At 65.6% G+C, this 215-nt stretch carries 1 protein-coding gene; it reads right to left on the reverse strand.

What is annotated here, in order from left to right; all coding sequences use genetic code 11:
- Positions 1–215, reverse strand: a 215-nt coding sequence (locus HU729_RS25630) for a condensation domain-containing protein (protein ID WP_186711936.1), incomplete at both ends; no start/stop codon positions are given.

A 215-nucleotide genomic window follows, 5' to 3' on the forward strand; every position in this document is an offset into this window, starting at 1 on the left:
CGCTGCCACAGCAGCTCGGTCGGCTGCTCGTCAAGCGGACGGTAATGTGCCTGCCAGCCAGTCTCGCTTTCGGTGAAGCTCAGGCGCAGCGCATCGTGGTGCGCGACCAGCGCCTGCAACGCCTGCTCCAGGTAACCCGCGTGCAGCGGCTGGGCAGGCTTGAGCAGCACCGACTGGTTCCAGTGGTGACGCTCGGGGATATCGGTGTCGAAGAA

Origin of the sequence: Pseudomonas sp. RW10S2, assembly GCF_014268985.1 — a bacterium.
In the GTDB taxonomy this organism is placed as follows: domain Bacteria; phylum Pseudomonadota; class Gammaproteobacteria; order Pseudomonadales; family Pseudomonadaceae; genus Aquipseudomonas; species Aquipseudomonas wayambapalatensis.